This is a genomic window from Roseovarius sp. MBR-51, from assembly GCF_053628575.1.
In genome coordinates this window covers 174,108-196,776 of record NZ_JBRJGQ010000007.1, presented here as the reverse complement: position 1 = coordinate 196,776, position 22,669 = coordinate 174,108, and the positions used below count along the sequence as shown (strand labels likewise).

Below are 22,669 nucleotides of genomic sequence, written 5' to 3'. Positions count from 1 at the left end.
CTCACACCCATAGCGAAAGGGCATGGCGATGATCCTCTATCCCACCTTGGAAATTCTCGATGGTAAATGTGTCACCCTGACTCGGGGACGGCTGAATGAGCCCGTGCGATGGCATTTGGATCCGGTCGAGACCGCGCGCGGGTTTGTTGCGGCGGGTGCCGAATGGATGCATCTTACGGATATGAGCGGGCTGCGTGGCGCGGGGGACAACAATGATCTCATCGAGCAGATCATCCGTGCCGTGGGTATTCCGGTGCAATTGGGCGGCGGTTTTCGGTCGCGTGAGGCGGTGGAGCGCTGGATCGACAAAGGTGCGGGGCGGATTGTGCTGGGCACGATGGCGATACAGGACCCTGAGGCGGTCAAGGCTCTGGCCAAGTATCACCCGGATCAGATCGTTGTGGCAGTTGATATATATCAGGGTCAGTTGATGACCGATGGCTGGCGCACGGCTTCCGCCTTTGGCCCGGCCGAATTCATTGCGGCCTTTGACGGTGTGCCGCTGGCAGGTCTTTTGATTACCGATATTGATGCCGACATCGAGGATAGTGATGGCAGTCTCGGAGTGATTTCCGGGCTGGCAGCCAAGACGCGGCATGCGGTGATTGCGCGTGGCACGGTGCGGACGGTCGATGATGTGGCGCGGTTGCGCTATATTCCGAATATCGCGGGGACACTCATCGGGCGCGCGCTGTTGTCCAAGGATGTCGATCTGGCCGAGGCTCTGGAGGTCGCGCGGGCGATGCCCGAAGCGAAGGCCGCGTTCATCTGAACCCGCCGCGTCAGCCCCGCCACTGGCCGGGGCCGATGCCGTCCAGTGTCCACTCACCAATGCGCCAGCGGATGAGGCGCAGGGTGGGGTGGCCGATATGGGCAGTCATGCGGCGCACCTGACGGTTGCGCCCCTCGGAGATCGTCAGTTTCAGCCAGCAATCCGGCACGGATTTGCGGAAGCGGACAGGTGGCGTGCGCGGCCAGAGGGTTGGCGGCTCCATCCGTTCCACACGCGCGGGGCGCGTTGGGCCATCGTTGAGCGTGACACCTGCGCGCAGCGCCGCGAGGGCCGCGTCATCGGGTAGTCCCTCGACTTGGGCGAAATAGGTTTTTTCAGTTTTGAAACGGGGGTTTGCGATGCGCGCTTGAAGTTGGCCATCATCGGTCAGCACCAAGAGCCCCTCGCTGTCGCGGTCCAGCCGTCCGGCGGGATAGACGCGCGGCACGTCGATGAAATCCGAGAGCGTGGCGCGGGGGCTATCCGCAGAGCCGCGATCGGTGAATTGCGACAGCACGTCATAGGGTTTGTTGAAGAGGATGAGGCGGGCCATGCACCTCTGATGCCTCAGGGACAGGCCCGCCGCAAGTCTCAGTTATAGCCGGGGCGCAGGCCTTCGCGGATCTTGTAGGTCCAAGGGAGACCGGCATTGCGCCAGCCGTTGACGACGCGCGCGCCTGCGTCGTTGGTGTCGCCCTCAAAGCCGTCGACGACGTTGTAGAGCGTCACAGCGACACCGGCCTCGACCAGTTTGGCGATGGCCTCGGCGCTGCGCGACCCAGAGCGGCACATCACCAGCAGGGTATCCACGCCGGCGGCGGCATCGCTCGCGAGCCACGTCTTCATCTCGTCGACGAAGGCGGGGTTGTCCACCATTTTATACATGCCCTTCTTGGCGTCGAAGGCGAGGGCGGGGTCCATCAGTTTCGAGGGGATATTGGCGGCCGCAGCGGTGGCATAGCCGATCAGGTTCACCTCGGACGGGGTGCGCACGTCGATGAGCGCCACATTGGGGTGGTCGGCCAGCACGCGGGCGGCATCGGCGGCGGTGATATAGAGGCCGGGAGTGGTCTGTTTGCTCTTGCTCAGGGTTTCAGCGGCGATGGGGTCTTGCAGGTGTAGCGCGCCCCCGGCGGCGCTGGAGAGCGGTGCAAGGGCCAGGGCGAGGGCCACAAGGGCCGGGGCGTCGAATCGGGTCATGCGGATCATTGGCTTCCCCCATTATATTCCTAAATTGGAATATGATGGGTTAGGCCTACGCCCGCAAGAGCGCGCACGCCTTGACCTGAGTCAAATGGGATCAGCCGTTGGTGTCGCCGCCAAAGCGTGCGGCATCGGCAGCCGCGCGGCGGATAGCGTTGGATTTATGGACGGTTTCCATATATTCCGCCTCGGGGTCGCTATCATAGACCACGCCGCCGCCCGCCTGAATATAGAGCTTCTCGTCCTTGACCACGGCAGTCCGCAGGGCGATGCAGACATCCATATCGCCGCCTGAGCTGAAATACCCAACGCCGCCGCCGTAGACGCCACGTTTCTCGGGCTCCAACTCGTCGATGATCTCCATCGCGCGGACCTTGGGCGCGCCCGAGACCGTGCCAGCGGGCAGACCGGCAAGGAGGGCGCTCAGCGCGTCTTGATCTTCGGCCAACTCCCCCACGACGTTCGAGACGATGTGCATGACGTGGCTGTAGCGCTCGATGATGAATTTCTCGGTGGGATGCACGGTGCCGATCTTGCAGACGCGGCCCGCGTCATTGCGGCCCAGATCAAGCAGCATGAGATGCTCGGCCAGTTCCTTTTTATCCGCCAGAAGATCAGCCTCGAGAGCGCGGTCTTCTTCGGGTGTCGCGCCGCGGGGACGGGTGCCAGCGATGGGACGGATCGTTACCTCTTGGCCGAAAACGCGGACGAGGATTTCAGGGCTGGCCCCAATCACCTGAAAGTCGCCAAAGTGAAAGAAAAACATGAATGGAGATGGGTTTGTCCGCCGTAAAGATCGGTAAAGTGAAAATGGGGGTTGGCGAAAAGGCTGCGTCCAGCGCTGTGAGGGGACGACTTGAAAGATGTCGCCTGCGCGAATGTAATCCTTGGCCTTGTCCACGGCGGCCTTGTAGGCCTCTCGGGTGAAATTCGACACGGGCGCTGCGTCTTCATGCGCCTCGCCCAAGCTGCGGCTGGATTGCGGCAAGGCGCGTTCGAGATCGCGGACTGCGTCCATCACCCGCTCGGCGGCTTGCGCATAGGCCGCGCGTGCCGATTGCCCGGTGCCGACCCAAGCGGGGGCCACAACCATCACCTCGCCCTTGACGCCGTCGAGCACGGCAATCACGGACGGGCGCAGCATCACGGCATCGGGCAGGCCAAGCGGGTCCGGGTTCACATTCGGTAGGTGTTCGACAAGCCGGATCATGTCATAGCCAAGATAGCCAAAGAGCCCGGCGCTGGCGGCGGGCATGCCTTCGGGCAGGGCGATGCGGCTCTCGGCGATGAGGGCGCGCAGGTTGGTCAAGGGATCGCCTTGCTGATCCTCGAAGGCGTCGTGATCGAACCGGGCCTGACGGTTGATGCGGCTGCTGGTGCCGTGACACTCCCAGATGACATCGGGTTTCATGCCGATGATGGAATAGCGTCCGCGCAATTCGCCGCCCGTCACGGATTCGAGCAGGAAGGCATCACGCGCCGCCCCTGTCAGCTTGAGCATCAGAGATACGGGCGTGTCGAGATCGGCCGCAAGCCGCGCATGCACCACCTGATTTTCGCCCGCCTCATAGGCGCGGGCGAAATCCTCGAACGACGGGGTCAGTTCCAATTGCGCGGTCCTCAGTTGAAATTGGCATGCACGGCGTTGAGGGCCGCCTGATCGAGTTCGACACCCGCGCGGGCCCGGATATCGTTGGCCAGCACCTGAAAGAGATCCTGCCCGAGATCACCGGCCACCTGATCCTGAAGCGCTGCGCGCAGGCGGGCGAGATCCTCGTCTTCGGCATCCTCAGCGGGCGGCGCGATACTGTCGAGTCGCAGGACGAAAAGACGGCCTTCGCCCTCGATCACGCGAACCTCTCCCTCTTCCATGTCAAACACGGTGTCGATGAATTCGGCCGGGGCCTCGGGGCGGTAATCGCGGCGGGTCATGTTGGTGATGTCGGTCGCGGTCAGGCCGAGATCGGCAAAGCTCGCCCCGGCGCGCAACTCTGCGAGTTGCGGCTCCACTTGGGTCTTGAGCGCCTCTACTGTCGCCTTGGTACGCCAGCCGGTCACAACCGCGTCTCGGACATCCTCAAGCGGCTGAATGCGTGGTTCGTCGATGCCGTCGAGACGCAGGGCAAAGATGCCGCCATCGGCGAGCTGCACGACTTCCGGGTAATCGCCCGTCGCTACGGCATCGGCGGCCTCGCGGAAGCTGTCATAGGCCGCCATGCCTTCGGTCAGGCCGGGATGCCAGTCGATGCTGCCGAGTTCCATGTTGGTTTCCTTGGCCACATCTTCGAGCGTCGCGCCCCCTGCGAGAAGATCGTCTACGGTGTCGATCTGCGCTTCGATCACGCGGCGGGCGCGGTCACTAGCAAGTTGATCGCGCAGCTGCGGCTCTGCCTCTTCAAAAGGGGTGACTTGAGCGGCCAGAATGGCGTTGACGCGAAACAGAGCTGGGCCAAGATTGGTGTCAATCGGGCCAACCACCTCTCCGGCCTCGGCCGAAAAGACTGGCTCCGCAGCGCTGCCGAGATCCTCGCGTGCGACATCGCCCAGATCGACATCGGACATCTCTAGTCCGCGCTCGGAGACGAGCATTTCGAGGGCTACCCCCTCGTCGATGCGGGTCCGGGCACGGGTCGCGGCCTCTGTATCGGCAAAGATCAGACGTTCCACCAGCCGCCGCTCGGGCAGGTTGAACTCCGCCTCACGTTCGGCATAGGCGTCGCGCAAGGCGGCTTCTTCGACCTCAACACTGTCGATGATCATGGCGGGCGTGATCCACGCAAAGGCGATTTTCTTGGTTTCAGGTGTGGTGAAGCTCGGGAGATTGGCCTGATGATAGGCTTGCAAATCCTCTTCCGAGGGGACGGGCAGGCCGGATTGCAACGCGCTGCGATCCAGAACGGCAAAGGCCAGACTGCGACGCTCTGCCAGATAGGTCATCATCGTGTCCAGATAGGTCGCAGGGGTTTGCAACCCGGCGAGGGCTGCGGCCTGCACCAATGTGCTCGCCGTTTCGGCGCGGATGTTTTCCTCGAACTGGGTCTCGTTCAGCCCCGCTTGGTCGAGGGCAAAGCGATAGGCCTCGCGGTCAAAGCTGCCGTCCAGCCCCTGAAAGGCCGGAATTTCAACAATCTGCTCGCGCAGATTCACGTCGCCGATGGACAGTCCCAGACGGTCGGCCTCGTGTTCCAATGCGGCGCGGGCGATGAGGCGCGACAGCACATCGGTATCGACCCCGGCCGCGCGGGCCTCGGCAAGGCTGATGGCGGAGCCGCGCTCTGCCTCGAGCGCGCGGATTTCGTTCTGCAATGCACGGGCATAGGTGGTCAGGTCAATCTCGGCCGTGCCGACATGACCGACGCTGCGCACGGTGCCAGAGAGGTTGGTTGCGCCAAACCCGGCAAGGCCCACGATCAAGAGCCCCATCAGAACCCACATTGCGCCTTTGGAAATACCTTTGACCGCCATGATGGCCCCCTGTCCGTTTGTGGCTTCTGCCTGCTTGGGCGACTGTCTACGCGGTGTCGCCGCTCGGGACAAGAGGCCAGCGGAGGGCGCTCAGCCTGTCAAAGAGCGTGTCGATGCCGGCGCGGTCGAGATTGGCGAAGGCCACGCGCAATTCGCGAAGCCCCTGTGGGTCATCGGCGGGCCGGAACATCGTGCCGGGGAGCAGGAGCACGCCTGCCTCGGGCACCAGCGCCTGTGCCAGTTGGTTGGAGGCCATCGCGAAGGGATGCGCCATATAGGCGAAATAGGCACCACACCCCAAGAGGCGCCAGCCCTGCCCGGAGAGTTTGGGCATATTGTCATGGATGGCCGCGCGCCGGTCGAGGATTTCGGCGCGCTCGCCTGCGAGCCATTGGCCCAGATTGCGCATCCCCCAGAGCGCCGCGATCTGACCCAGTTGGTTGGGGCAGATGGTAACGGTGTCGAGGAATTTCTCGACCTCGGCCAGACGGGTCGGGGAGGCCACCATCGCGCCGACGCGGTGCCCGGTCAGGCGGTAGGCCTTGGAGAAGGAATAAAGCTGGATGAGCGTATCGGCCCAGTCGGGATCGTGAAAGAGATCATGGCCCGCGCCGGGGCGGGCATCGAAATCGCGGTAGGTTTCATCCACGATGAGGGCGATGCCGCGCTCTTGCGCCAAAGCATAGAAGGCGCGGGTGAGGTCGCTGGGGTATTCCACGCCGCCCGGATTGTTGGGGGTGACGAGCACGATGGCGCGGGTGCGGGGCGTGATGAGCGCCGCTGCCTGATCCGGATCGGGCAAGAGTTCGGCCCCCGCAGGAAGCGGGACAGCCCGCACGCCTGCCATGTCGAGCCACATTTTATGGTTGAAATACCAAGGGGTTGGAAGGATAACCTCATCCCCTTCGGCGCAGAGCGTGGTGATGGCTGCGCAAAAGGCCTGATTGCAACCCGAGGTGATGGCGACCTGAGCGGGCGTGATGCTGCCGCCATACGTCGCGGACCAGTGCGCCGCCACTTCTGCGCGCAGGTCGGGCAGGCCCAGCACGGGGCCGTAGAGATGCGCCTGCGGTTCATTCAGCGCCGCCTCAGCCACCGCACGGCGCAGCGCCTCTGGCGGGGGCGCGACAGGGGCGGCTTGGCTTACGTTGATGAGCGGGCGATGGGCCGGGAATGTCACCCCATTGAGCCAACGCCGCGCCTCCATCACGGGGGGTGAAAAGGTGCAGGCGGTGCGGGGCAGGTTGGTCATGTCAGGTGCCCCGGTAGGGTTCGACATATTGCAGCGCCATGTCCCAAGGGAAGAAGATCCAGGTGTCCTGACTGACTTCGGTCACAAAGGTTTCGACCTGTGCGCGGCCCATCGGTTTGGCGTAGACGGTGGCGACATGCGCCTTTGGCAGATGTTGGCGCACGACTTCCAGTGTGCGGCCAGTGTCCACCAGATCATCGACGATCAGCACGCCCGCACCATCGCCCATGATCGTCATATCCGGGGATTTGATCACCACGGGCGCGGTCTGGGTCTGGTGGTTGTAGGATTTGACGCTGATTGTGTCGACGGTGCGAATGTCCAACTCACGCGCGACGATCATTGCCGGGGCCATGCCGCCGCGCGTGATCGCCACAACGGCGCGCCAGCCGTTCTCGGGCGTCTTGTCCTGCAATCGCCATGCAAGGGCGCGGGCGTCGCGGTGGAGTTGATCCCAGCTTACGTGAAAGCCCTTTTCATGGGGGAGGCGGTCCATCATGTCGTTACCTGCTCAAGAGGAGTTTCAGCCCGAGCGCGCCCAGAAGGAGGGCTGCTGCGCGGTCGATCACCGGTTTTGCGCCAAGATAGGCGCTGCGGGCGGCTGCCCCGCTCAGGAGGGTGGCGAAGCCCGCGTAAAAGAGCCATTCCACCAGCATGTGATTGGCGGTGATGAGCGCGATTTCCAGCGCCGACAGCCCCTTGGGAAAGATCACAACCAGAACCGAGGCGGCGAAGAGCGCGGATTTCGGATTGCCAAGGTTGATCAGGATGCCATCCAGAAATGCGCGCCCGCGCGGTTTGCGGGTTCCTTCGGTCACGGGCTGCCGCGCGGCGCGCCATGTGGTCCAGGCGATATAGAGGAGATAGGCCGCCCCTGCGATTTTGAGCGCCATGTAGGCCCAAGGAAAGAGGGTAAAGAGCGCCTCGAGCCCCAGAAGTGCGGCGAGTGTCCAGAGTGCGGCGACAAGGCCAAGGCCCAGTCCTGCGGCGATGCCCGCGCTGCGGCCATCGGCCAATGCGGTGCGCAGGGCAAACAAGAGGGCGGGACCGGGGCTGAGAATGGCCGCGGCCAGAACCGCGTTGAAGGCCAGAAGATCGAGCGCGGTCATGGGCTGTCCTCTCAGGTGCTCGCGATCTTGACGCCAAGCAGGGCCAAAAGCCCGCCGAACGTGCGATCAAGGATGGATTTCAGGCTGACATAGGCGGTGCGGCTGCGTTTCAGCGAGAAGATGCGCGCAACAAGGATGTTCCACAGGGTTTCATTGAGAAAAACCACAGCCAGCAGCGCGGCAAAGATCAAAGGCGAGGTGCCGGGGGGCACGGTGCCGATGAAAATTGCGGAAAAGAGCACCGCCGGTTTCGGGTTGGCCAATTGCGTCATCAGGCCTAGCCGAAAGGCCGAAGCCGCAGAGCGGGGCAGCCGCGCCTCTGCGCCCATGTCGAGCGGACGGTCGGCATCGCGCCACAGGCCCCAAGCCATCCAGATGAGATAGGCGGCTCCGACGATCTTGAGCGCCCAGAGCAGGGCCGGGGCGGCCTGAAACACCAGACCCAAGCCAAAGAGCGCCGCCGCCGCCCAGATCACGCCGCCCGCGCCGATGCCCATCGCCAGAAAGGCGCCGGTGCGCAGACCTTCGGTGACGCCGGTGCGCGCGGCCATCAAGACTGCTGGTCCGGGGCTGATCGCCGCCATCAGGTGCAGGACGCAAATGGCGAGAAAGGCCGCGAGTGTCACTGATCCTGATCCTTGCGCCCGCCGGTGGCGTCGATGTCGGGGGCATCCACGGCCTTCATGCCAACGATATGGTAGCCGGCATCGACATGCAGCGTCTCGCCGGTCACGCCAGATCCCAGATCACTGAGCAGGTAGACCGCGGAGCGACCCACGTCGTCGATGGTCACGTTGCGGCGCAGGGGGGAATTCAATTCGTTCCATTTCAGGATATAGCGGAAATCGCCGATACCGGAAGCGGCCAGCGTCTTGATCGGCCCGGCGCTGATGGCGTTGACGCGGATGCCGTCCTTGCCCAGATCCTCGGCCATGTACTTGACCGATGCCTCAAGGGCGGCCTTGGCCACCCCCATCACGTTGTAATGCGGCATGACCTGTTCGGCCCCGTAATAGGTAAGGGTGAGGGCCGATCCGCCCTCGCCCATCATCTTTTCCGCGCGCTGCATCACGGCGGTAAAGGAATAGACCGAGATGTCCATGGTCATCAGAAAATTGTCGCGGCTGGTGTCGACGTAGCGCCCGCGCAATTCGTTCTTGTCGGAAAAGCCGATGGCATGGACCACGAAATCGAGGCTGTCCCAATGGGTGCCCAGATCGGTAAAGAGCTGATCGATCGAGGCCATGTTGCCCACATCGCAGGGCAGGACGATTGTTGACCCCAGTTCCGCCGCCAGAGGATCGACCCGCTTTTTGAGCGCGTCCCCCTGATAGCTGAAGGCAAGCTCTGCGCCTGCATCGGCACAGGCGCGGGCAATTCCCCAGGCGATTGATTTGTCATTGGCGAGCCCCATGATCAGCCCGCGTTTTCCCGCCATCAGATTATTCGACATTCCCAGCCCCCGGCCATCACGATTTTTCTGACCTTTAGGCGATTGGGGGGATTGCATCAAGGGCTGGTCATTCAGGCGCGCAAGCTGTCAAATGCCGCTATGTGCGTTAGATAGATCCGCAGAGTTCGGTTTTTGAGATAAGGCATCGGGACAGTTAGATGGAACGAGATGGAAAGTTTGCGGGCGATGACCCGTTTGAGATTGCCCGCACTTGGCTCGCCGAGGCGGAAGAGTCAGAGCCGAATGACCCTAATGCGGTGGCTCTTTCAACAGTGGATGCCGACGGACTTCCGAATGTGAGGATGGTCTTGCTCAAGGAAATCTCCTCTGACGGGTTCATCTTTTATACCAATTACAACAGCGCCAAGGGGCGGGAATTGGCGGCGACGCCCAAGGCGGCGATGGTGTTGCACTGGAAATCCTTGCGCCGACAGATTCGCGTCCGTGGCACCGTGAGCCGCGAAGAAGGTGAGCGTGCGGATGCCTATTACGCCTCGCGCTCGCTCAAGAGCAGGCTCGGGGCTTGGGCGTCGGAGCAATCGCAGCCGCTCGATAGCCGTGCGACATTGATGGCGAAAGTGGCCAAGATCACCGCACTCAAGGGGCCGAATCCTGCGAGACCCGCCTTTTGGGGCGGCTTTAGAATCGCTCCGGTTGAAATCGAGTTTTGGGCAGATGGGGCCTTTCGCCTGCATGATCGGTTCGTCTGGCGCCGGGCTTCCCCGACGGAAACCTGGAAAATTCAACGCCTCAACCCATGAATTTCACGTTGCGTGAAATGCAAGGGCTTGAAAATAGGTATTATTAACCGCTTGCAAGCAGGTGTGAATATGAAGCAAGTGTTAACGCAGTCTTGGGGATGAAGGCTGTAAGGTAGGACAAAGTGACGATAAACGATGATGAAATTCGAAGAGTAAAGGGGCGCGTTAAGTGGTTTGACCCTGTTAAGGGGTTCGGGTTTGTAATTGCCGATGAAGGTGGCCCTGATATTTTGCTCCATGCCAATGTTCTGCGGAACTTTGGTCAAAGTTCCGTGGCCGATCGCGCCGGGGTTGAGTTGGACGTACAGCAGACCGAACGCGGTCGGCAGGCCGTCGCCGTGCATGCAATAAATCCACCGGATGATCTCGAGCATACGGGCCTGGCCGATCTCGATGATATTGATCCCGAGATCATTCGCAATGCGCCGCTACAGCCCGCACGCGTCAAATGGTTCGACAAGGGCAAGGGATTCGGTTTTGCCAATACCTTTGGGCGGGAAGAGGACGTGTTTGTTCACGTCGAGGTTCTGCGCCGCTCCGGTCTTGCGGATGTTCAGCCCGGTGAGGCGCTGGCTATTCGCGTGATTGATGGTAAAAGGGGGCGTATGGCAACCGAGGTGTGTGGATGGGAAACGGCGGTAAAATCGTCAGAGTGACAGTGACGGCCTTGCTGGCCTGTCTGGCAAGTGCTGCGGCAGCGGAATCATGTCGCGAGGATGTGGCGATGCTGCGAAGCGATGGGGGCACCGCACGATTCCGGATCGAAGTCGCCGATGACAAAAAGGAACGCGCGCAGGGTCTCATGAATCGAGAAACCATGTCGATGAGCGCGGGCATGCTCTTTATTTATCCAGAACCACAGCCGGTGGGGTTCTGGATGAAGAACACCTTGATTCCGCTCGACATGATTTTCATGGACGAGACCGGGACCGTCAAGAAAGTGCATCACGAGGCACAGCCCCTGGACGAGTCCCCCATCTTTGGTGGGGAGGAGATTCTGGCGGTGCTTGAAATCAACGGTGGTCTGGCGCGCAAGATCGGTATTTCCGAAGGTTGGACCATGCGCCATACCGCCATAGATCAGACCAAGGCCGCTTGGCCCTGTTCAGAAAGCCAATAAAGCGGCGTGATGCCGGTTTTTGGCTTTTCAAGCGCTGCAATCGTCAGTATGCAGGCGCACGGTCCGGGGCGTAGCGCAGTCTGGTAGCGCACCTGTTTTGGGAACAGGGGGTCGTAGGTTCGAATCCTATCGCCCCGACCAATGTTTATCTTCACAAGACGACAAACGCTCAGCGTGCCACTCTGGCGCGCTGTTTGCGTTTGTGCCCGGTGCAGGGCGCAGTTCACGCAATCTGACAACTGTGGCGTCCAACTGTGCCGGAAACAACGGCTTATTGCCTGTCTGGTTTGGGCGCTGCGGCTGCGCATCCTGCCTCTCAGCCTGTGGATGAATCATAGGGACGCATGTGGATGGGTTGGTCGGAAACCTAGTCAAACATTTTTTCTGCATTAATCAGAAAAGTTTTCGTTGACCGCATATGGCAATATACGTCAGTTTGTGTGGGCGGGCATCAAGGCCACAACATATAGTGGTTAGTCCGGGCAGGGACATGACATCAGAATTCGCTATGACCGACCAGCTACCGATCCGGATCGTTTGCGCGCAGAGCGTGTGTGACGCCGAGGTGACGCCGTTTCGGATCGGATTGAACAACTCACACCGGGCCAAAGGTCCAAGAACTATTGCGATGGGGCAGCACAGATGAAAATCGAGAGAAAATTCACCACCGCCGGACAAGACGCCTATGCCGCGCTTGAATTTGTGACCACCAGTTCCGAGATCCGCAACCCGGATGGCACGACGGTGTTCCGGCTGGACGAGATCGAGGTTCCCCGTGGCTGGAGTCAGGTCGCGAGCGATGTGATTGCGCAAAAATATTTCCGCAAGGCAGGCATCCCCAACCGGATCGAAAAGCTCAAGGAAGAGGGGGTCCCTGAGTTTCTCTGGCGGTCAGTGCCCGCGGCGGACAATGACGGATTCGGTGGCGAAACATCGGCCAAGCAGGTGTTTGACCGCTTGGCGGGGGCGTGGTGCTATTGGGGCTGGAAGGGCGGCTATTTCACCAAAGAGGACGATGCCCGCGCCTATTTCGACGAGATGCGCTATATGTTGGCGCGCCAGATGGCAGCCCCCAACAGCCCGCAGTGGTTCAACACCGGCCTGCATTGGGCTTACGGCATCGACGGTCCGAGCCAAGGGCATTACTACGTCGATTTCCAGACCGGCGAGTTGACCAAATCCGCCTCTGCCTATGAGCATCCGCAGCCGCATGCCTGCTTTATCCAGTCGGTCAAGGATGATCTGGTCGGCGATGGCGGGATCATGGACCTCTGGGTGCGTGAGGCGCGTCTGTTCAAATACGGTTCCGGCACCGGCACGAATTTCAGCAGCCTGCGCGGTGAGGGCGAGCGGCTGTCGGGGGGGGGCAAATCCTCTGGCCTCATGGGCTTTCTCAAGATTGGCGACCGGGCGGCAGGGGCCATCAAATCGGGCGGCACCACGCGGCGTGCGGCCAAGATGGTGATCTGTGACGCCGACCACCCCGACATTCAGGAATTCATCAACTGGAAGGTCAAGGAAGAGCAAAAGGTTGCCAGCATCGTCGCGGGCTCCAAGATGCACGAGCAGAAGCTCAACGAGATCTTTGCCGCGATCCGCGCCTGGGATGGCAGTTCTGAGGATTCGGTCGATCCCAAGAAGAACCCCGGTCTGAAAGCCGCCATTCGTGGTGCCAAGCAGGTCCAAATCCCCGAGACCTATGTCAAGCGCGTGCTGGACTATGCCAAGCAAGGCTATGAGAGCATCGAATTCCCGACCTATGACACCGATTGGGACAGCGAGGCCTATGCCAGCGTTTCGGGTCAGAACTCCAACAATTCGATCCGCGTCACCGATGCCTTTCTCAAGGCGGTCAAGGACGATGCCGATTGGGCGCTGATCAACCGTGTCGATGGGTCGGTCGCCAAGACGATCAAGGCGCGTGATCTGTGGGAAGACGTGGGGCACGCGGCCTGGGCCTGTGCCGATCCGGGTATTCAGTATCACGACACGGTCAACGCCTGGCACACCTGCCCGGAGGACGGTGAGATTCGCGGCTCGAATCCCTGCTCGGAATACATGTTCCTAGACGATACGGCCTGCAATCTGGCCTCGATGAACCTCTTGAAGTTCTACGTGGACGGCAAGTTTGATGCCGACGCCTATATGCATGCCACGCGGCTTTGGACTGTGACGCTGGAAATCTCGGTGACGATGGCGCAGTTCCCGTCCAAGGAAATCGCGCAACTCAGCTATGAGTTCCGCACGCTGGGTCTGGGCTATGCCAATATCGGCGGCCTGCTGATGAACATGGGCTTTGGCTATGACAGCGACGAGGGCCGCGCGCTCTGTGGGGCGTTGACGGCGATCATGACCGGCGTGGCCTATGCCACAAGCGCAGAAATGGCTGCGGAGCTGGGTGCCTTTGCGGGCTACAAGCGCAACAGCAAGCACATGCTGCGCGTCATCCGCAACCACCGCAACGCCGCCTATGGCGCGACCGAGGGTTATGAGGCGCTGGCGGTGAAACCCGTGCCGCTCGACCACAAGAATTGCCCAGATGCGCGGCTGGTTGATCTGGCGATGGCGTCTTGGGATGAGGCGCTGAAGCTGGGTGAAAAGCACGGCTATCGCAACGCGCAATCGACGGTGATCGCCCCCACCGGGACCATCGGTCTGGTGATGGATTGCGACACGACCGGCATCGAGCCCGATTTCGCGCTGGTGAAGTTCAAGAAGCTGGCGGGTGGTGGTTACTTCAAGATCATCAACCATTCGGTGCCCGCAGCGCTTGAAAAGCTCGGCTATGGTCCGGCGCAGATCGAGGAAATCGTCAGCTATGCCGTGGGCCATGGCACCATCGGCAACGCGCCGGGGATCAACCACACGTCGCTGATCGGTCATGGGTTTGGCGAGGCGGAGCTGGCCAAGGTGGATGCCGCGCTCGGCTCGGCCTTTGATATCCGGTTTGTGTTCAATCAGTGGACCTTGGGGGCGGAGTTCTGCACCAAGGTATTGGGCATCCCCAATGAAAAGCTGAATGATCCGACCTTCGACCTTCTGGCGCATCTGGGCTATTCCAAGCGCGATATCGAGCTGGCCAATGACCATGTTTGCGGCACGATGACGCTTGAGGGTGCGCCCTATCTCAAGACGGATCACTACCACGTCTTTGATTGCGCCAATCCCTGCGGGAAGAAGGGCAAGCGGTATCTCGGGGTCGAGAGCCACATCACCATGATGGCGGCGGCGCAGTCCTTTATCTCGGGGGCGATTTCAAAAACCATCAACATGGCCAATGACGCGACCATCGTGGATTGCCAAAAGGCCTATGAGCTGTCGTGGTCGTTGGGCGTCAAGGCCAATGCGCTCTATCGCGATGGATCGAAGCTGAGCCAGCCGCTTGCGGCCAGCCTTGTCGAGGATGATGAAGAAGCCGCCGAAATCTTTGAATCTGGCACGCCGCAGCAAAAGGCGCAGGTGCTGGCCGAGAAGATCGTCGAGAAGGTGATCATCAAGGAAATCCAGAAATCGCATCGCGAAAAGCTGCCCGAACGGCGCAAGGGCTATACGCAAAAGGCGATTGTCGGCGGGCACAAGGTTTACCTGCGCACCGGCGAGTATGAGGATGGCAAGCTCGGTGAAATCTTTATCGATATGCATAAAGAGGGTGCCGGGTTCCGCGCGATGATGAACAATTTCGCCATCGCGGTGTCGGTTGGCCTGCAATATGGCGTGCCGCTGGAGGAGTTTGTCGACGCCTTCACCTTCACCAAGTTCGAGCCGGCGGGCATGGTACAGGGCAATGACAGCATCAAGAATGCCACCTCGATCCTCGATTATATATTCCGCGAACTGGCGGTGAGCTATCTCGACCGGACCGATCTGGCGCATGTCAAACCCTTGGGGGCGAGCTTTGACGATCTCGGTCGGGGCGAGGAAGAGGGCGTGCGCAATGTCTCGGAGATGAGCGAGGCCGCCGCCAGCCGATCCTTGGAAGTGCTCCGTCAGATCAGTTCGACCGGCTATCTGCGCAAGCGTCTGCCGCAGGAATTGACGGTGTTCCAAGGCGGCCAAAACATCGCGCGCGCGTCGGGCGACGGCATGGATGCGATGAGCATGTTGGCGCGATTGGTGCCGGAAACCTCAAGTGCCACGATGGCGGCGACGATGACCACGACCACGGCAGTTGCCTCGGGTTCGGTGAGCATGGACGCCCGCACCAAGGCGCGGCTTCAGGGCTACGAGGGCGAGGCCTGCGGCGATTGCGGCAATTACACGCTGGTCCGTAACGGCACCTGCATGAAGTGCAACACCTGTGGGGCAACGAGCGGGTGTAGCTGAGGAATTGAGACACGGGGCGGGTGCGCTCGTCCCGGGCGGATCAGGCCGCAGGCAGAAACCGAGCGGTCAAATGATGAGCCTGATCAGCAAAACTTGGGGCGCCCTCGGGCACCCCTTTTTCTGTGCTGCGCGGTGGTCGGCCGCGCCCCGGCTCAGTCCGTCCCGGTGCCGTGGTCCATCTTTGAATGGTCGACCCCGTCGGTCGGATCGACCATGAATTCGACCTCGATCCGGCCAGCCTGCTCGAACACGAAGGTTGAGGTCACCATGTCCCCTTCCTTGAGCGGGGCGGTGAGGCCCATCAGCATCACATGCAGGCCGCCCGGTTCCAGAACCACGGTTTCGCCTGCCGGGATCTCGATCCCGGCAACGGGTTGCATCCGCGCCACCCCGTCGCTGGCATGCTCGGTGGTGTGCAGGCTCGTCTTCTTGGCTGCAGGTGTTTCGATGCCGATCAGGCGCTCGGTCGCTGCGCCCTCATTGCTGATCGCCATATAGGCAGCAGCCGATTTGGCACCGGCGAAGGGTTCGTTGATATGCGGATGGATGATCTCGATCTTGTCTTTTTTCACGCCATGCGCGTCGGCGGTTCCGCTCAGCGTCAGCGCGCCCAGCAGGGCAAGGGCAAACAGTCTCATGAACTCTCCTCTTGTGAACACCGCGCATGCGTCGATGGATTTCCGGTGCTGTGTAATGCGGATAGGTCTCTACGTCCATGTGCTCGGTGACATGGACAGATGGAGAGGCGCCCATGGCTGCCCCTTGTCCTGTCTCAGCATGGGCCGGATATGATGGCGGCCCTCAGCCGCGCGCGTCCTCGAGAATGAGGCGTGCCGCCTTTTCGGCGATCATCACCGTGGGGGAATTGGTGTTGCCCGACGTGATCGTGGGCATGATCGAGGCATCGGCGATGCGCAACCGCCCCAGGCCTTTCAGCCGGAGGCGCGGATCGACCACCGCAGCCTCATCCGCACCCATCCGGCAGGTGCCGACCGGGTGAAAGATCGTGGTGCCGATATCGCCCGCGGCGCGGATCAGGTCTTCGCGGGTCTGATAGTCGGGTCCGGGCCGGTATTCTTCGGGGTGGAATTTGGCAAAGGCGGGCTGCGCCACGATCCGGCGGGTCAGTTGGATGGCGCGGGCCGCCACATCGCGATCCGCCTCTGCGGAGAGATAGTTGGGGCGAATCGCTGGGCTCGCGCGGAAATCGGGCGAGGTCACATGCACGCTGCCCCGGCTCTCGGGGCGCAGGTTGCACACGCTGGCGGTCATTGCAGGAAAGGGGTGGACCGGGTCGCCAAACTTGTCGAGGCTGACGGGCTGGACATGGTATTGCAGGTCCGGCGTTTCCTTTTCCGGGCCTGAGCGGGTGAAGATGCCCAATTGGCTGGGGGCCATCGACATTGGACCAGAGCGGGTCAGCAGATATTCCAGCCCAATCCCCAGCTTGCCGCGCAGGCTGCTCGCCTGTTCATTGAGGGTCGGCACGCCGTGAACCTTGTAGACGAGGCGCAATTGCAGATGGTCCTGAAGATTGCCCCCCACCTGCGGCACTTCGACCACGGGGGCGATGCCTGCGGTCTGAAGGGTCGCGCCATTGCCGATGCCCGAGAGTTCCAGCAGCATCGGAGAACCGATTGCGCCCGCGCATAATACGGTCTCACAGGCGGCATGGGCGGTAAGGCTGCGACCTTGGTGATGGTAGACCACGCCCTTGACCTCGCCCTCCTGAATGATCAACCGTTCGGCCTGAGCCCCGGTCAGGATATGCAGGTTCTTGCGGTTTTTGGCAGGACGCAGAAAGGCCTTGGACGTGCTCCAGCGGATGCCCGAGCGTTGGTTGACCTCGAAATAGCCGCCCCCCTCGTTGTCGCCGGAATTGAAATCGTCGGTGCGAGGGATTCCCGCCTGTTCGGCAGCCTCAAGAAAGCTGTCCAGCACTTGCCAGCGGACGCGGGTCTTTTCCACCCGCCATTCGCCGCCCGCACCGTGCAGGTCGCTCTCGCCCGCGTGGTGATCCTCGGCGCGGCGAAAGAGCGGCAGCACATCGTCCCAGCCCCAGCCGCTGCAGCCCATCTGCGCCCATTGGTCATAATCGCGGCTCTGCCCGCGCATGTAGATCATACCGTTGATCGACGAGCAGCCGCCCAGCACCTTGCCGCGTGGATAGAGCAGGGTGCGGCCGTTCAGCCCCGGTTCGGCTTGGGTTCGAAACCGCCAGTCGGTGCGGGGATTGTCGATGCAATAGAGGTATCCGACCGGAATGTGAATCCAATGGTAATTGTCGCGTCCCCCCGCCTCGAGCAGAAGGACGCGGGTTGCGGGATCAGCCGACAGTCGGTTGGCGAGCACGCAACCCGCACTGCCTGCGCCAATGACGATGTAATCATAGTGATCCATGCACCCTCTCTCATTCCTGCCGCTTGGCCACAGGAGTCACCTGACCGGGCCGCACCCGGTCGCTCTTTGATCAGAAAACGGACGGGCCAGCGATTTGCAGCCCGGCCAGTGCGTCAATTGTCCGGGTTGAACCCAAGGCGGCGGCCCAGTCGGGAGGCGTAGAATTCGCCCACGAGACCCCGGCGGAAGAGCAGCACACAGACCATGAAGACCACGCCGGTGATGATCGTCACCGGAAAGTCAGAGGTGGCCAGATAGTTCTGCAAGGTCACGACGATGCCCGCGCCAAAGATCGGACCGATCAGCGTGCCGATGCCGCCGAGCAGGGTCATCAGGATGACTTCGCCCGACATTTGCCATGTGACATCGGTCAATGTGGCAAACTGGAAAACAAGCGCCTTGATCCCGCCCGCAAGGCCGGTGAGGGCCGCCGACATCACGAAGGCCGTCAGCTTGTACCGTGTCACGGAATAGCCAAGAGACGTGGCGCGGCTCTCATTCTCGCGGATCGATTTGAGGATCATGCCGAAGGGCGAATTGACAATGCGCCAGATGATCAACATGCCCAAGAGGAACACGCCCAGCACGAAATAATACATGTTGGTCGCATCCGAGAGGTCGATAAAGCCAAACAATTCGCCGCGCGGCACCGACTGGATGCCATCTTCACCCTTGGTGAAGCCCGATTGCACGCAGAAGAAAAAGAACATCTGGCTGAGCGCAAGCGTGATCATCGCAAAATAGATGCCCTGTCGGCGAATGGCGATCGCCCCCATGATCAGCCCGAGCCCCGCAGCCCCCACAACCCCGAGCAGGATGCCCAATTCCGGCGACCAGCCCCATTCCTTGACCGCATGGGCGGTAAAATAGGCTGCACCACCGAAAAAGGCGGAATGTCCGAAGCTGAGCAATCCGGTGTAGCCCAGCAGCAGATTGAAGGCCGCTGCGAAGAGAGCAAAACACAGGAGTTTCATCACGAAGATCGGATAGAGGTAGAACGGCGCCACCAGAAGGAGGGCCAGTGCGATGAGCAACAGCACGATCCGCACAGGCCCGGCATTCGGCAGAATGGTGTTGGTTTGGTTTGCGATGGGTTCAGATTTGCCTGCCATGTCACACATCCTTTCCGAACAGCCCTGCGGGACGCAGGATGAGGACAATCGCCATGATGACGAAAACCACGATGTTTGACGCCTCGGGGTAGAAGACCTTGGTGAGACCTTCGGCAATTCCCAAGAGATAGCCTGTCACGATCGCACCCAGGATCGACCCCATGCCCCCGATGACGACAACCGCAAAGACGATGATGATGATGTTGGACCCCATGAGCGGACTGACCTGATAGATCGGGGCCGCCAGAACCCCTGCAAAGGCAGCAAGGGCCGCCCCCAAGCCATAGGTGAAGGTCAGCAAAAGCGGCACATTGACCCCAAAGCTCTGGACGAGGATCGGGTTTTCCGTTGCCGCCCGGAGATAGGAGCCGAGTTTCGTCTTTTCAATCAGGAGCCAGACGGCGAGGCAGACGATCATAGAGGCGACCACCACCCAGCCACGGTAGATCGGCAGGAACATGAAGCCCAGGTTTACGCCTCCTGCCAGAGCTTCCGGGGTTGGATACGGCTGGCCCGCCGCCCCATAGATGTACCGGAAGGTGCCTTCGATGGTCAGCGCGAGGCCGAAGGTAAAAAGCAGGCCGTAGAGATGATCCAGCTTGTAGAGGCGCGAGAGCATCGTCCGCTCGACCACCGCGCCGGCAAGCCCGACGAGAACCGGCGCAAGGATCAGCGCTGACCAATACCCCAGGCCGAGCCAGAGCGACAGAAGGTAGGCCGCGAAGGCGCCGAGCATATATTGCGCCCCATGCGCAAAGTTGATCACCCGCAACAGGCCAAAGATCACCGCAAGCCCGAGGCTGAGCAGGGCGTAGAACGAGCCATTGATCAGGCCGACCAGAAGCTGTCCAAAGAGGGCGGCTGTGGGCACTCCGAATATCGTTATCATGTCACACTCCCAGCGCTTGGTTCAGGTCTTCACGGCGCGCCTCTAGGTCGCCCACGGGGAATTCCATCGCCATCTGTCCGTGATCCATCAGGTAAAAGCGGTCTGCGACCCGGCTGGCAAAGCGAAAATTCTGCTCGACCAGCACCACCGTCATGCCCCGGCTCTTGAGTTCCGTCAGCACCTCGCCAATGGCGTCGATGATGACCGGGGCCAAACCTTCGGTCGGTTCGTCAAGAAGAAGACAGCGCGCGCCGGTGCGCAGGATACGGGCCATCGCCAACATCTGCTGTTCGCCACCCGAGAGTTTGGTTCCAGGGCTATTGCGCCGTTCCTTGAGGTTAGGAAAGAGGCGAAAGATTTCCTCGACCGTCATGCCGCCCTCGGCCACCTTGGGCGGGAGCATCAGATTCTCCTCGACATTCAGCGTCGCAAAAATCCCGCGTTCCTCGGGAACGAATCCCAGTCCAGTATGGGCGGTGCGGTGCAGCGGCATTGTCATCAGGTCCTGTCCGGCAAACTGCATCTGGCCTGTGCGCTTGCGCAGGATGCCCATGACGGTGCGCAATGTGGTGGTTTTGCCCATGCCGTTGCGACCGAGAATACAAATGGTCTCGCCTTCGTTCACATGCAGGTTCACACCGTGCAGAACATGGCTTTCGCCATACCAGGCATGCAGGTCCGTTACCTTCAACAGTGGTTCGCTCATGCCTCGCTCCCCATATAGGCGCTGCGCACGACCGGGTCTTGCGAGACGCTGTCGTAATCGCCCTCGGCGATGATTTCGCCCCGTTGCAACACGGTGACATGGTGGCAGATGTCGGCCACCACCGACAGGTTATGCTCGACCATCAGCACCGCGCGGTGCCGGGCCACGTCGCGGATGATATCCGCCACGAGCGTGACGTCCTCGCGCCCCATGCCCGCCATCGGCTCGTCCAGAAGCAGGACTTCGGGGTCGAGGGCCAGCGTGGTTGCGATTTCCAGCACGCGTTTGCGGCCATAGGACAGGTCCGACGCGCGGGTGTCGCGGTATTCACTCAGTCCCAGATCGTCAATCAGCACCTCTGCCCGACCGTTCAGGCGGTCCAGAGCCGACATGGGCAACCAGAATTGCGTCGCCAGATTGTTGGGCCGTTGCAGCGCCACGCGCACGTTTTCCAGCACCGTCAGATGCGGAAAAACGGCGGAAATCTGGAAAGACCGGACAAGACCCATCCGGGCCACGCGGTCAGGTTTCATGTTGGTTATATCCGCCCCGAGCAGGGTGATCTTGCCCCGGGTGGGTTGCAGGAACTTGGTCAGCAGGTTGAACACCGTCGTCTTGCCCGCGCCATTCGGGCCGATCAGCGCATGAATGCGCGCGTGCTGCACGTCGAGATCGACGTTGTTGACGGCGGTGAAACCCGAGAAGTCCTTACCAAGGCCGCGGGCGGAAAGTACCACCCGCGGCTGGTCCTGCTTGGTCACAGGCTGTGCGTTCATCGACCTGGGATGCCTTACTGCGTCACGAGCGGGCAGCCGCTCTCGGCAGGTTTGATATAGGCCACATCGCCGGGGATCGTCGACAGGACGTTGTAATAGTCCCATGGCTCGGTGATCTGGTCAGGCGCTTTGACTTCCATCAGGTAGACGTCCTTGATCATGCGACCGTTCGCAGCGACGACGCCGTTCTCAGCAAAAAGATCCTGCACGGGCAGTTCCTTCAGCTTGGCAGCGACTGCTTCGGTCTCATCCGTGCCCGCAGCTTCGATGGCCTTGAGATACGATGTCACGGCCGAATAGGTCGCGGCATGGATCATGTTGGGCATCGCCTGTGTGCGCTCAAAGAAACGCTTGCCGAATTCGCGCGAGGCGTCGGTGCGGTTCCAGTAGAAGCTCTCGGTCAGGGTCAGACCCTGAGCCGCCTCTGCGCCGAGGCCATTGACCTCCGACAGGGTGAACAGGAGCGCCGCAAGACGCTGACCACCTTGCACGATCCCGAATTCGGCAGCCTGCTTGATGGCGTTCTGCGTATCGGCCCCTGCGTTCGCAAGACCGATCACCTTGGCACCAGAGGCCTGTGCCTGAAGCAGGAAGGACGAGAAATCGGTCGAGGCCAGCGGGTGACGGACGGCACCCACCACTTCGCCGCCATTCGCCTTGACGAAATTGCCGGTGTTCTCTTCCAGCGAATAGCCAAAGGCATAGTCGGCGGTCAGGAAGTACCAGCTGTCGCCGCCCTGCTCGACGAGCGCGCCGCCAGTGCCCACAGCCAGAGCGTGGGTGTCATAGGCCCAATGAAAGCCATAGGGCGAACACTGTGCGCCGGTCAGCTCGGTCGTGGCGGCCCCGGTTGTGATGGTGATCTTGTTGGCCTCTTTCGACAGGGCCTGAACCGCAAGAGCGACCGAAGAGGTGGTCAGCTCCATGATGCTGTCGACCTGCTCGGTGTCATACCACTGACGCGCGATATTCGAGGCGATGTCGGCCTTGTTCTGGTGGTCGGCGGTGGTCACTTCGACCGGCGCGCCCAAGACAGTGCCGCCAAAATCCTCGACGGCCATCAGGGCCGCTTCATAGGAATAGCGACCGCCAAAGTTGGCATAGACGCCGGACTGATCGTTCAGAATGCCGATCTTGACCTTGTCGTCGCTGACTTGCGCCAGAGCGGGCGCGGCCAGCAAGCCGATCGCCGCAGCGGATGTAAGCAGTTTACGCATGAGTATCCTCCCAAGCCAACCTACGATTGTGGGGCCCGGTTACGGGACTCCCATCGGGTTGAGCTATGATTTCGATTCAATTCCGTCGGTCGCCTCCCCAGACGTCCCGAC

The 22,669-nt window shown here is 61.3% G+C and carries 21 protein-coding genes and 1 tRNA gene; 6 read left to right on the top strand and 16 right to left on the bottom strand.

The window, feature by feature from the left end; translation table 11 throughout:
* Positions 1-28 precede the first annotated feature (28 nt).
* Positions 29-772: a 1-(5-phosphoribosyl)-5-[(5-phosphoribosylamino)methylideneamino] imidazole-4-carboxamide isomerase gene (locus ACSSVY_RS12235; protein ID WP_454269823.1), complete on the top strand. Its 744-nt coding sequence runs from the start codon at positions 29-31 to the stop codon at positions 770-772.
* Between the two features lie 10 nt (positions 773-782).
* On the opposite strand, the gene ACSSVY_RS12230 is transcribed toward ACSSVY_RS12235, so the two are convergent.
* The 9 genes from ACSSVY_RS12230 to fabI form a co-directional block, all read right to left on the bottom strand.
* Complete coding sequence (locus ACSSVY_RS12230) at positions 783-1,325, bottom strand: pseudouridine synthase (RefSeq protein WP_454269822.1); 543 nt, start codon at positions 1,323-1,325, stop codon at positions 783-785.
* A gap of 38 nt (positions 1,326-1,363) precedes the next feature.
* The gene (locus ACSSVY_RS12225; protein ID WP_454269821.1) at positions 1,364-1,981 is read right to left on the bottom strand and encodes a sulfurtransferase; all 618 of its coding nucleotides are present in this window, start codon (positions 1,979-1,981) and stop codon (positions 1,364-1,366) included.
* Positions 1,982-2,072: 91 nt separating this feature from the next.
* Positions 2,073-3,584, bottom strand: a complete 1,512-nt coding sequence (gene trpE, locus ACSSVY_RS12220; RefSeq protein ID WP_454269820.1) for an anthranilate synthase component I — start codon at positions 3,582-3,584, stop codon at positions 2,073-2,075.
* Between the two features lie 11 nt (positions 3,585-3,595).
* Positions 3,596-5,440, bottom strand: a complete 1,845-nt coding sequence (locus ACSSVY_RS12215) for a peptidyl-prolyl cis-trans isomerase (protein WP_454269819.1) — start codon at positions 5,438-5,440, stop codon at positions 3,596-3,598.
* A gap of 46 nt (positions 5,441-5,486) precedes the next feature.
* Positions 5,487-6,692, bottom strand: coding sequence for an aminotransferase (locus ACSSVY_RS12210; protein ID WP_454269818.1), 1,206 nt, complete (start codon positions 6,690-6,692; stop codon positions 5,487-5,489).
* A gap of 1 nt (position 6,693) precedes the next feature.
* Complete coding sequence (gene gpt, locus ACSSVY_RS12205; RefSeq protein ID WP_454269817.1) at positions 6,694-7,191, bottom strand: xanthine phosphoribosyltransferase; 498 nt, start codon at positions 7,189-7,191, stop codon at positions 6,694-6,696.
* Positions 7,192-7,195: 4 nt separating this feature from the next.
* The gene (locus tag ACSSVY_RS12200) at positions 7,196-7,801 is read right to left on the bottom strand and encodes a LysE family translocator (protein WP_454269816.1); all 606 of its coding nucleotides are present in this window, start codon (positions 7,799-7,801) and stop codon (positions 7,196-7,198) included.
* Positions 7,802-7,812: 11 nt separating this feature from the next.
* Positions 7,813-8,427 carry a LysE family translocator gene (locus tag ACSSVY_RS12195; RefSeq protein ID WP_454269815.1) on the bottom strand — a complete coding sequence of 205 codons (615 nt, stop codon included), beginning with the start codon at positions 8,425-8,427 and terminating at the stop codon, positions 7,813-7,815.
* Complete coding sequence (gene fabI / locus ACSSVY_RS12190; protein WP_454269814.1) at positions 8,424-9,254, bottom strand: enoyl-ACP reductase FabI; 831 nt, start codon at positions 9,252-9,254, stop codon at positions 8,424-8,426. Before fabI ends, ACSSVY_RS12195 begins: the two co-directional genes overlap by 4 nt.
* Positions 9,255-9,412: 158 nt before the next feature.
* On the opposite strand from fabI, the gene pdxH reads away from it, so the two are divergent.
* The 5 genes from pdxH (at position 9,413) to ACSSVY_RS12165 (ending at position 15,458) form a co-directional block, all read left to right on the top strand.
* A complete protein-coding gene (gene pdxH, locus ACSSVY_RS12185) occupies positions 9,413-10,015 on the top strand; it encodes a pyridoxamine 5'-phosphate oxidase (RefSeq protein WP_454269813.1) in 603 nt (200 codons plus the stop codon).
* 143 nt (positions 10,016-10,158) lie between these two features.
* Positions 10,159-10,671 (top strand): cold-shock protein, encoded by a 513-nt coding sequence (locus ACSSVY_RS12180; protein ID WP_454269958.1) that lies wholly within the window; start codon positions 10,159-10,161, stop codon positions 10,669-10,671.
* A 68-nt stretch (positions 10,672-10,739) separates the two neighbouring features.
* The gene (locus ACSSVY_RS12175; protein WP_454269812.1) at positions 10,740-11,135 is read left to right on the top strand and encodes a DUF192 domain-containing protein; all 396 of its coding nucleotides are present in this window, start codon (positions 10,740-10,742) and stop codon (positions 11,133-11,135) included.
* 64 nt (positions 11,136-11,199) lie between these two features.
* Positions 11,200-11,276: transfer RNA gene (locus ACSSVY_RS12170), tRNA-Pro, on the top strand.
* 501 nt (positions 11,277-11,777) lie between these two features.
* Complete coding sequence (locus ACSSVY_RS12165) at positions 11,778-15,458, top strand: vitamin B12-dependent ribonucleotide reductase (RefSeq protein ID WP_454269811.1); 3,681 nt, start codon at positions 11,778-11,780, stop codon at positions 15,456-15,458.
* A gap of 152 nt (positions 15,459-15,610) precedes the next feature.
* Here the strand turns inward: ACSSVY_RS12165 and ACSSVY_RS12160 are convergent, their stop codons facing one another.
* The 7 genes from ACSSVY_RS12160 to ACSSVY_RS12130 all read right to left on the bottom strand — a co-directional run bounded on the left by ACSSVY_RS12160 (position 15,611) and on the right by ACSSVY_RS12130 (position 22,558).
* The gene (locus ACSSVY_RS12160; RefSeq protein ID WP_454269810.1) at positions 15,611-16,096 is read right to left on the bottom strand and encodes a copper chaperone PCu(A)C; all 486 of its coding nucleotides are present in this window, start codon (positions 16,094-16,096) and stop codon (positions 15,611-15,613) included.
* A 163-nt stretch (positions 16,097-16,259) separates the two neighbouring features.
* Positions 16,260-17,858 (bottom strand): GMC family oxidoreductase, encoded by a 1,599-nt coding sequence (locus tag ACSSVY_RS12155; protein ID WP_454269809.1) that lies wholly within the window; start codon positions 17,856-17,858, stop codon positions 16,260-16,262.
* Between the two features lie 113 nt (positions 17,859-17,971).
* Positions 17,972-18,970, bottom strand: a complete 999-nt coding sequence (locus tag ACSSVY_RS12150) for a branched-chain amino acid ABC transporter permease (RefSeq protein WP_454269808.1) — start codon at positions 18,968-18,970, stop codon at positions 17,972-17,974.
* Position 18,971: 1 nt separating this feature from the next.
* Complete coding sequence (locus tag ACSSVY_RS12145; RefSeq protein ID WP_040650746.1) at positions 18,972-19,859, bottom strand: branched-chain amino acid ABC transporter permease; 888 nt, start codon at positions 19,857-19,859, stop codon at positions 18,972-18,974.
* Between the two features lies 1 nt (position 19,860).
* On the bottom strand, positions 19,861-20,565 hold the full coding sequence (locus tag ACSSVY_RS12140; protein WP_454269807.1) for an ABC transporter ATP-binding protein: 705 nt from the start codon (positions 20,563-20,565) through the stop codon (positions 19,861-19,863).
* Positions 20,562-21,341, bottom strand: coding sequence for an ABC transporter ATP-binding protein (locus ACSSVY_RS12135; protein WP_454269806.1), 780 nt, complete (start codon positions 21,339-21,341; stop codon positions 20,562-20,564). Before ACSSVY_RS12135 ends, ACSSVY_RS12140 begins: the two co-directional genes overlap by 4 nt.
* A 14-nt stretch (positions 21,342-21,355) precedes the next feature.
* Positions 21,356-22,558 (bottom strand): ABC transporter substrate-binding protein, encoded by a 1,203-nt coding sequence (locus ACSSVY_RS12130; protein ID WP_454269805.1) that lies wholly within the window; start codon positions 22,556-22,558, stop codon positions 21,356-21,358.
* Positions 22,559-22,669: the final 111 nt, after the last annotated feature.